The organism is Paraburkholderia ginsengisoli NBRC 100965 (assembly GCF_000739735.1).
Classification (GTDB): Bacteria; Pseudomonadota; Gammaproteobacteria; order Burkholderiales; family Burkholderiaceae; genus Paraburkholderia; species Paraburkholderia ginsengisoli.
Genome location: NZ_BBJF01000034.1, coordinates 1 through 8551, shown reverse-complemented (window position 1 = coordinate 8551; position 8551 = coordinate 1). Strand labels below are relative to the sequence as shown.

The 8551-nt window shown below is 57.6% G+C and carries 7 protein-coding genes and 6 pseudogenes; 8 read left to right on the top strand and 5 right to left on the bottom strand.

The genetic code is table 11. The features are described 5' to 3' along the window. Both BGI01S_RS29980 and BGI01S_RS29975 read right to left on the bottom strand, forming a co-directional pair. Positions 1 to 240 (bottom strand): annotated as a pseudogene (locus BGI01S_RS29980) (IS30 family transposase); the annotation flags it as partial. A gap of 20 nt (positions 241 to 260) precedes the next feature. Next, positions 261 to 773, bottom strand: a complete 513-nt coding sequence (locus BGI01S_RS29975; protein ID WP_167335688.1) for an OmpA family protein — start codon at positions 771 to 773, stop codon at positions 261 to 263. A 246-nt stretch (positions 774 to 1019) separates the two neighbouring features. Here BGI01S_RS29975 and BGI01S_RS31480 point away from each other — a divergent pair. Then, positions 1020 to 1229 (top strand): annotated as a pseudogene (locus tag BGI01S_RS31480) (IS6 family transposase); the annotation flags it as partial. 170 nt (positions 1230 to 1399) lie between these two features. Beyond that, the gene (locus BGI01S_RS29965; protein WP_084585549.1) at positions 1400 to 1657 is read left to right on the top strand and encodes a hypothetical protein; all 258 of its coding nucleotides are present in this window, start codon (positions 1400 to 1402) and stop codon (positions 1655 to 1657) included. 97 nt (positions 1658 to 1754) lie between these two features. Here BGI01S_RS29965 and BGI01S_RS29960 read toward each other — a convergent pair. Beyond that, positions 1755 to 2251, bottom strand: a pseudogene (locus tag BGI01S_RS29960) (site-specific integrase); the annotation flags it as partial. Between the two features lie 165 nt (positions 2252 to 2416). Here BGI01S_RS29960 and BGI01S_RS28620 point away from each other — a divergent pair. The 5 genes and pseudogenes from BGI01S_RS28620 to BGI01S_RS28600 all read left to right on the top strand — a co-directional run bounded on the left by BGI01S_RS28620 (position 2417) and on the right by BGI01S_RS28600 (position 6468). Beyond that, positions 2417 to 3172 (top strand): DUF4118 domain-containing protein, encoded by a 756-nt coding sequence (locus tag BGI01S_RS28620; protein WP_042329786.1) that lies wholly within the window; start codon positions 2417 to 2419, stop codon positions 3170 to 3172. Next, the gene (locus tag BGI01S_RS28615) at positions 3169 to 4047 is read left to right on the top strand and encodes an alpha/beta hydrolase (protein ID WP_174447458.1); all 879 of its coding nucleotides are present in this window, start codon (positions 3169 to 3171) and stop codon (positions 4045 to 4047) included. Before BGI01S_RS28620 ends, BGI01S_RS28615 begins: the two co-directional genes overlap by 4 nt. A 61-nt stretch (positions 4048 to 4108) precedes the next feature. Further along, positions 4109 to 4924, top strand: a complete 816-nt coding sequence (locus BGI01S_RS28610; protein ID WP_084585548.1) for a MipA/OmpV family protein — start codon at positions 4109 to 4111, stop codon at positions 4922 to 4924. A 213-nt stretch (positions 4925 to 5137) separates the two neighbouring features. Then, positions 5138 to 5602: pseudogene (locus tag BGI01S_RS28605) on the top strand (DDE-type integrase/transposase/recombinase); the annotation flags it as partial. A 98-nt stretch (positions 5603 to 5700) separates the two neighbouring features. Continuing rightward, on the top strand, positions 5701 to 6468 hold the full coding sequence (locus BGI01S_RS28600) for a bestrophin-like domain (RefSeq protein ID WP_157004296.1): 768 nt from the start codon (positions 5701 to 5703) through the stop codon (positions 6466 to 6468). Between the two features lie 159 nt (positions 6469 to 6627). On the opposite strand, the pseudogene BGI01S_RS31275 reads toward BGI01S_RS28600, so the two are convergent. Continuing rightward, a pseudogene (locus BGI01S_RS31275) lies at positions 6628 to 6783 on the bottom strand (IS4/Tn5 family transposase DNA-binding protein); the annotation flags it as partial. 141 nt (positions 6784 to 6924) lie between these two features. Beyond that, positions 6925 to 7740: pseudogene (locus tag BGI01S_RS28595) on the bottom strand (porin); the annotation flags it as partial. A gap of 32 nt (positions 7741 to 7772) precedes the next feature. Here BGI01S_RS28595 and BGI01S_RS28590 point away from each other — a divergent pair. Continuing rightward, positions 7773 to 8504: an IS6 family transposase gene (locus tag BGI01S_RS28590; protein WP_042329783.1), complete on the top strand. Its 732-nt coding sequence runs from the start codon at positions 7773 to 7775 to the stop codon at positions 8502 to 8504. Positions 8505 to 8551: the final 47 nt, after the last annotated feature.

The window sequence follows — 8551 nt, the reverse complement described above, 5'->3', positions numbered from 1 at the left end:
ATGACCTCTGCATATCAGACCGTCTTGTTGCGACAGAACCCTCAGCAGTCCGTTCATGTTTTCATTCGAGCCGCGTTGCCACGGATTCTGCGGATCACAGAAATAGACCTGGATTCTGGTTGCCACGGTAAAGCGCTTGTGATCAGCCATTTCCGTATCCCTGTCCCAGGTCAGCGATTTATATAGTTCCCGAGGTAATTTGCCGGCGTGTCGTATCAGCGCGTTGACCACAGTCTCGGAACCGGAGCCGGTACAACACATCATTGACGCCAACGCGAATCATCTCTGACATACGTCACGATTTCGACTCGGCGGTTCGGCTGCAAGCATCTCACCAGTGCATCGGCGTCCGCGTTGTCGCACTGAACTACAGGATCCCGGCTACCTAATCCCTTAGCCCGTATTTTTTCAGCCGATACCCCCTGCTGGATGAACACCTCTCTAACGGCATTCGCACGACGTTGTGACAGCGCCAGGTTAGCGCTGCCGGAACCGAGTCGATCCGTGTAGCCGAGGACTTCAACGTGTGCGAATGGGCTGGCACGAAGCTGAGCTGCGATCTGTGCTATATCCCGGAGACCAGACGGCCGGATGTCGCCGACATCCCCTCGACCAAATGGAAACAGTGCGTCGGCCGACAGGCGCTCAACTCGCGACGACGACGTGAGGATCTGCTCGCCGGATGATTGACCTGAGCCTGGCACCAAGACGCAACCGCCCAGCATGCTACCCAGCGAGATAGCCAATATCACTGGCCCGAGGGTTTTCTTCACAAAAATCTCCATTTGTTAGCGATGAGTGGACTATACGGAGCCGGGATATTACTGATGTCTTTGTTTGTAACGACCGGTGTGCGATGAATATATTTATTCGTCCTCGCCCTCGCTGTCCCTGCAGCATAAAAGGGTAATTTTTAAAGGTTTTTTTCGTAATTTTGCGTTACCAATGTTTGCCGGAGTTGGGTTGCGGCAAGAGATGCTCTATTCAGTTGCGCCAGACGTAGACCGTAAGCGCGCGATTTAGCACACCTGCTCGAGCAGGATCATCGCAACATCAAGTCCAGGGTCAATGCCTGCTCGGCCTCAACCGCTTCAGGAAACCTGACCATTACGATATCGGGCGTAGAGTTGATGCACCGTATTCGCAAAGATCAGTTCAACCGCGCACGGTTGCGCCTCAAAGATATCACTGCCCCCGCTGTGTGGAAGGCAGTCCTTCCAGCGCGATAATGCAATGATGAGCGCGCCGCTTTTCGCTCGCACCCATAATTTGCACCACAGCCCCCGAATTCACCCGCCTCGCAACTGGCTCCGGGCGTGTCCGAAATGACAATTCTTGATTTTTCCCGGACTCGGTTCCGCTACGATCTGCACTCCCCTACCATCTTCCTGATCACGCTATGAGAGCAGCAAAACTTTCCGCCGTCGCGTTGGCTATTCCTCTTTTTGTGCTGGCCGCTTCGGCTTCCGCGGCGGGCTGCATCAAAGGCGCGGTCGCCGGCGGTGTTGCCGGTCACTATGCCGGTCACCATGCTGTTATCGGCGCCGTCGGCGGGTGCGTTGTTGGTCATCACCTTGCGAAGAAGCACGCGCAGGAGCAAACGGCTGCAAAGGCGCAGGCAGTTCAGCAACAACCGCAGCCGAGCAGTGTTCAGTGAACTGGCACCTCAAGTTGCAGTGATAGGGAGCGCTTCAGAATTCGGGAAATAAGGCACGCTAAGGCGTCGGAGCTTCCACTTGACGGGCGCTCCGGGGCTATCGTGAGGCGAAAGCCTGATTCATCTGGCGGGCGCGTTTGACCTCGTCGCGCTGAAGGCAAATCGAGGTCGTTGCGATCGAGGCGTGGCGCAGGGTATCCCGCACGGTCGTCGGTTCCGCCCTGCGGGCAAGTGCATGGGAGGCGTGGGTATGGCGCATCCAGTGCGGGCTGGCGCGGCGCAGCTTCTCTGCGGCCGTCGGATGGTCGGCGCCGATCACAGCGGCGGTTTGATCAAAGAAGCGCTGCATCACGCTCCACAATCGGGTTCCGGTAGTGCCCGTGGTGCTGTCCTGTTCGAGGTTCGCGACGAACGGCGTTTTCGGATCCCGGCGTGACTGGAAGTAGGCGCTGCACGAGATACTAATCGGGCACCGTACGCGCCAGCGGCGGCGATGCGACCTCGCCTGCCGACCAGATGCACCCAGTGATCGCCGTGCTCATCGGTGCGGATATCACCGAATATTGCGCCGACGAGTTCCCTTACGCGCAAGCCATCTCTTAACTTGTAGACTTGCGACAAACTGTCTCTGGCTCGAAAGTCACGGCTCCCGCAACCACGTCAATGCCAGGACAGTACAGACCTTTCTAAACATTTCCCTATACAATTCGCTGCGACGCTGCAATTTGTAAGCGGCTACCGCAATCGTAATTGACTCACATGAAAGTAAAAAATGCTGGCCGGTGGGCGCCACGAGGTGCGCGGCCGTGGTTGTACACGGGGTTTGCGATCGCGATCGCCAGTGGGATTCGCATACTGCTGCATCCGTTGCTCGGACCGATCATGCCCGGCACCGCGTTCTTGATCGCGGCGGCCCTGATCGAGTATTTCTTCGGCATGACGCGTGCGATCTTCGCGATGGTGATCGGGCTGCTCATCGCCGACTACCTTTTCGTTCCGCCCTATCAGCAGATCGCCGTTTTTGACCAGTCGGATCTGGCGCTGCTTATCTCGTATCCACTGATCACGATTGTGGTGATCTGTCTGATCGAGCGTCTGCGGCGTGCACAATTTCGGGCCGAACTCATCGGGCAGGTCGCGCAATCCCGCTATGAAATGCTGCTGCGGCGCGACAACGAGCGCGTACTGGCCGACCGTGCCGCCGACGAAACACATCGTCTGATGCGTCACCTGCCGCATTATCACGACGACATCGTCCTGATCAAGGCGTTCGACCGGAAAGCCGGCGCAGAGGCGCGGCGCGCGAGGCACGACGCCACCGCGATTGCGCAGGGAACGCGCTTCGACAACGTGCATCCGGATGACGTGAAACGGCTGGCGTCAATGATACATCCGGGTAGTCAACGCGTGCGCATTACACATGGCAGCGCGTTCAGGACGATCACGTGTCTCGGCGAACAGTTCACAACGCACGCGGGCGATTTCCTGGTGTTCCGGGTGGAAGAGGCATCATGAGTGCCGTCGGGACAATTGCTTATGAAGCGGGCGAACACGCGGTGCTGCTGTTGCACGGTTTGTCCAGCTCACCGCTCGAACTGCGCTTCCTGGCGCGCGCGTTGTATCGCGAACACTTTACTGTCGTCGCGCCCGTGCTCGACGGCTACAGCGCGGGCATGCAGGAACAGAGGATGGAAGCCTGGCTGGCGTCTGCAGTCCGCGAGTTCGATGCCTTGAAGGCGAAGTACGCGAGCGTGTCAATATGCGGACTGTCGATCGGCGCAGCGTTGTCGGCCGCGCTTGCCGCCGAGCGGCCCGCCGCACAGGCGTTGATCCTGCTATCGGTGACACTCGACTACGACGGCTGGGCAATACCGTGGTACCGTTTTTTGCTGGGCTGGGCGTATTTCACGCCGCTGCGGCATCGGTGGCGTTATCGCGAAGACGAACCGTACGGTTTGCGCAACGAAGCGCTACGCGCGAAGATCGCGCGTGCGATGCAAAAGCATGACTTCAGCGAGGTCGGGCCGTCCACCATTTCGCTACCCGCGCTGCACGAAGCGAGCCGCTTGGCCATCAAGGTACGGCATCAGTTGCCGTCAATCACGACCGATTGCCTGATCATCCACGCGATCGACGACGAGACTTCGAGTCCGCTGAATGCGCGCTATGTCGACGCTCACATTGGTGCGAGCTTTCTGCGGACCATTTATCTCGATGACTCTTACCACATAATCACGTCGGACAATGAGCGTGAGATCGTTGCACGTGAAATCGTAATGTTCTTGCGCGAAAGCGAAGCGACGCGCAATGCGGGTAACGGTTCGATCCCGCCAGTCGTCTCGAAGGCCCTTGCCCGCCGGCTTAGGCGGATCGCGGCACTCGGAAGTTGATATAACCGCATAGTGTCTGCGGGCAAGCGTTTGCATCCTGAAACCGGCTTGAGAAGCATCGATGTCAATCTTTGTGATTTTCCGCGTTGCTCTGCTTGGCGCGTGCCTTGGATGGCTAAGCAACGCGATGGCTGATAATGCCGACATACCCGTCGTGTCGAATCCGGTGGCAAACGTCGACAGCGCGTCAAAGTGGAAAATCTCCATTGGGCCTAGGTTGATGGTATCGCCGAAGTATCCGGGTTCGCGTTCGATGGCCGTCTTGCCGCTACCGTCACTCGATGTCTCATATGACGATCGGATTTTTTCGCAAGGGCTCGACTTCCTGGGTGTGAATCTGCTGAAGGGGGATTCGTATCACGTCGGCACTGCCATCTCGTTCGACTTCCAGTCGCGCAAGGAGTCCGACGATTCGCGTTTGCGTGGGCTTGGCAATGTTCAAGCGGGGCCGAAGCTGAAAGTCTTTGCGGATTACTCGGTATCGTTCTTGACTGGGTCGGTGGCTGCAATGCAGGACATTGCCGGGACGGGGCAGGGCTTGCTCGTAAGCACGGACCTGGCGGCAAATGTGCCGGTTACGTCACGGTTACTGGTGTCGGCAGGGCCGGGGGTGACGTGGGCCAACGCGGTTTATACGCGGACTTTGTTTGGGGTGTCTGCGCGTCAGAGTGCGGCTTCGGGGATAACTGCTTATGGTACCTCTTCGGGTGTGCGGGATGTTCATCTGAATGGTTATGCGAGCTATGACTTCACGCCGCATTGGACTGGGTCAGTGGCGTGTACCGTGGGGAAGCTGCGTCGGTATGCTGCGAATAGTCCTATTACGGAGCGACGGACTGAGATTAATATTTTTGCCGCTTTGAATTATAAATTTTGAGAAGTGTACACGTGCGAGGGGATGGCGCGGCGAGGCTTCAATGCGGGCCTGTCATAAATTTTGTGTGCGAGGCATAACATGTAGCTCAAGGAGCATGTATGCCACGCAAACCCAGGATGACCACCGGGGCCCAGACGGCGTTGCCGTAGATTCCGAAGGAACTGATCGAGCAGTTCGTGAAGGGGCCGATGACGGCTGAAGCGGTGCACGCCGCATGTGAAAGTCCGCGGCAAATGGGTCTATCTTTACCGTGCAGTTGACCGCGCAGGAAAGACGGTCGACTTCGGGCTCAGCGCTAGACGCGATGCCACTGCGGCCAAGGCTTTCTTCGCGAAATCGATCAGGAGTCAAAGGCTCGCTCCGAAGACCATCACGCTGGACGGTTATGCTGCGTCTCACCGTGCGGTAAGTGAAATGAAGGCGGACCAGTTTCTGCCTGAGGACACGACGTTCCGATCGTCGAAGTATTTGATCAACCTGATCGAACAGGATAATCGCAACATCAAGTCCAGGGCCAATGCAATGCCCGGCTTCAATCGCTTCTGGATTGCGGCCATTACGATATCGGGCGTCGAGTTCATGCACCGCATTCGTAAAGATCAGTTCAACCTCGCACGGTTGCGCCTCAAAGATACCACCGCCCCCGCTGCTTGGAAGGCAGTCCTTTCAGCACGATAATGCAATGATGAACATGCCGCTTTCCGCTCGCACCCATAATTTGCCCCACAGCGGATATCCCGCGTTGAGCCTTGATTTTCTTTACGGTAATTTTGCCCATGAATCCCCTAATCACAAGCGCGTTTTGCGCAGCTCTGGTTTTTGCCGGTGGCGTCGGCGGAATTGTGTTGCACCGGCTGCTGCCAGAAACTCATCAAACGATCGAAACCCGTGATGTCGTGCGTTTGGCCATAGGCATGCTATCGGTGCTCGCGTCACTCGTGCTTGGACTTTTGATTTCCACGGCGAAGGCGTCGTCGGATGGCACGGACCATGATGTTCGCAGTTTTTCGGCTGATGTGATTCTGCTCGGGGAAACGTTGCGCGACTACGGTCAGACTGCGTCGATTCCAGCAGGGCTGCTGCGAGATTTCACGGTGCAAACGATTCAGGACATCTGGCCGGCGGACGGGGTGTCTGGTGAGTTGGCCGACGAGCGGACAGGACAAACACTGGAACGCGTCCGGGAACAGATTCGAGCGCTAACTCCGGTGGATACGGGCCAGCACTGGTTGCAGGATCAGGCGCTGCAGATCGTCACATCCCTGATCCGGCAGCGATGGCAATTAATCGAACACCAGGGGCCCAACATTCGCCCGATCGTCCTGGTCGTGCTCGTATCATGGATCACGGTGATTTTCGCTAGCTTCGGATTCAATGCGCCGCAGAATGCGACCGTGGTGGCCGCGTTTCTGGTCGGAGCCTGCGCCATCGGGGGTGCGGTGTTCCTTGTCCTCGCAATGGACAATCCATTTCACGGTCTCCTGAGAATATCGTCGATCCCGATGCGGAATGCGCTTACCCATATGCCATCGTGGTCGCGATGATCCCGATTTCGCCGCTGGGCCGGCCCCTTCGATATCCTGACCGTTAAAGTTCAGCTCGGTCGTATCGGCAATGCACAGCACCACCGGCAACTGTCCCATGCGTGCCATGGTACGGTCCCAATGCGGCTGCATTATGTCGCGCCAGTCGATGCGCTCATTACCCAGAAAGCGATATGCCGCCATCGTCTCGGTCCAGCCTTCGCATTCCCCCGCAATGCCGGCCGTGGGCGGGCTGGCAAACCATTTGGCCAGCTCCTTCGCGCGCCGGTCTCGCCGTGGATCACGCAAATCCAGCGTCTCAAATTCCTCGTCCACCCATGCTTCCGCGTCGTCTCCGATCTTCACGCCGAAAATCCGGGAGTAAGCGCGAAATCCGCATTGTTAACAACCCCTGCGGACTGCTTTGCTACTCCACCATCGTTTCCGGAAGCGTCGAGTTGTGTATAAGGAGATGCATTAAAAGCGGGTACGAATACCACTCGTCAGTTCAAGCTGGTTCTTCGCGCCGAACGTGGTCGCCACTGTGTAGCCGCCATGAAGCCTCATGTAGTCGCCGGCAATATAGACCTCCGTTCGCTTGGACAGGTGATAAAACGCTGACCAGTAAAGCGTCTCCTTGTAGCCATTGCCAATGCCTGAGGTCGGGCTGAACGTTCCAATGTTCGCGTTCGGGATATCGCCGTTCTCGTCGTAAGCCGCGTTTTTCGCATGCATCTGCTGGTAGCCGAGCTCATAGTCAAGCGGTCCCTTCGGCGCGAGCTTGAGCGAAACGGTCCACGCATTGTCCCGCCGCTGCCCCAACGCGCCTTGGTCTCCCGTGTAATGGAAGTAGCCAGCATTCACGCGGACGATACTGAACGTATAGTTGCCGCCAACAGAATACGACTGGTTCGCGAACCCGGCATTGTTCGCATGGCTATAGAAGCTCGATACGTTGAACGGGCCACCGTTGTAGCCAATCGCCACCTGGTAATTCGAATTGGTCGAAAATGTCGTCGTGTTGCCGAACGCATAGCCAGCGCTCAGAAAGAGGCCGTTGTCGAACAGTTTTTTCCACGCAACGCCGTTGTTGTAACGGGTACCCGTCGCACTCGCAGCATAGAAAATCAGCTGCTTGAAGTTATTGACGTTGGTCCAGCCGCCCTCTTCCGTAGTCAGAGCGGCACCGCCGTACGGATCACCGTAGATGGTGGACGCATCGCGCGCAATCGTGTTCTGGAAGCCGACCGTCAATTTGCCGAACGCCGAGTTTTCAATGCCGACGGCAATGTCAAGTTGAAGGTCACGGCGGCTAGAATGTAAGCATGAAGAAGATCCAATCTCCGTTCAGCGGGTTCCGCTTTCCACCTGCAATCATCAGTTGCGCGGTACGCTGGTATCACCGCTTCAACCTGAGCCTGCGTGACATCGAGGAGTTGCTGCTTGAGCGCGGCGTGACAGTCACCTATGAATCGGTACGCAACTGGTGCGACCGGTTCGGTGCACAGTTTGCACATTACGCGAAAGCCCGGCGCGGCAGGCCGGGCACGACCTGGCATCTCGATGAAGTGTTCGTGAAGCTGCGAGGCGAGCCATACGTGCTGTGGCGTGCCGTGGATGAACACGGCATGGAGCTCGACGTGCTGTTGCAGAAGAAGCGCGACAAGACCGCGGCGAAGCACTTCTTCAGGCGGATCCTGCGCTCAAATCCGGTACCACGGAAGATCGTTACCGACCAGCTACGCAGCTACCCGGCGGCAAAGGCTGAAATGCCCGAACTGGCCGGGGTAAAGCACGTGTTCGTGAAAGCCTGCGCAAGGGTGAACAACCGTGCGGAGAACAGTCACCAGCCGACCCGCCGTCGCGAACGCCAGATGCAGGGCTTTCGGGATCCCCGCCGCACCCAGGCTTTCCTTTCCAGTTTCGGTCCGATCCGGCAACACTTCGCGTTACCCCGTCACCGCATGAACGCTGCGGCTCACCGCGCCCAGCTGGTTAAACGGATCGACAACTGGTATCGCTGGAGCGCGCTTTCCCTGCAAAGCCACACCCGATAATTAGCAGGACTCCTGCACGCGATCGATCTACCCAGCTTCATGTCGTC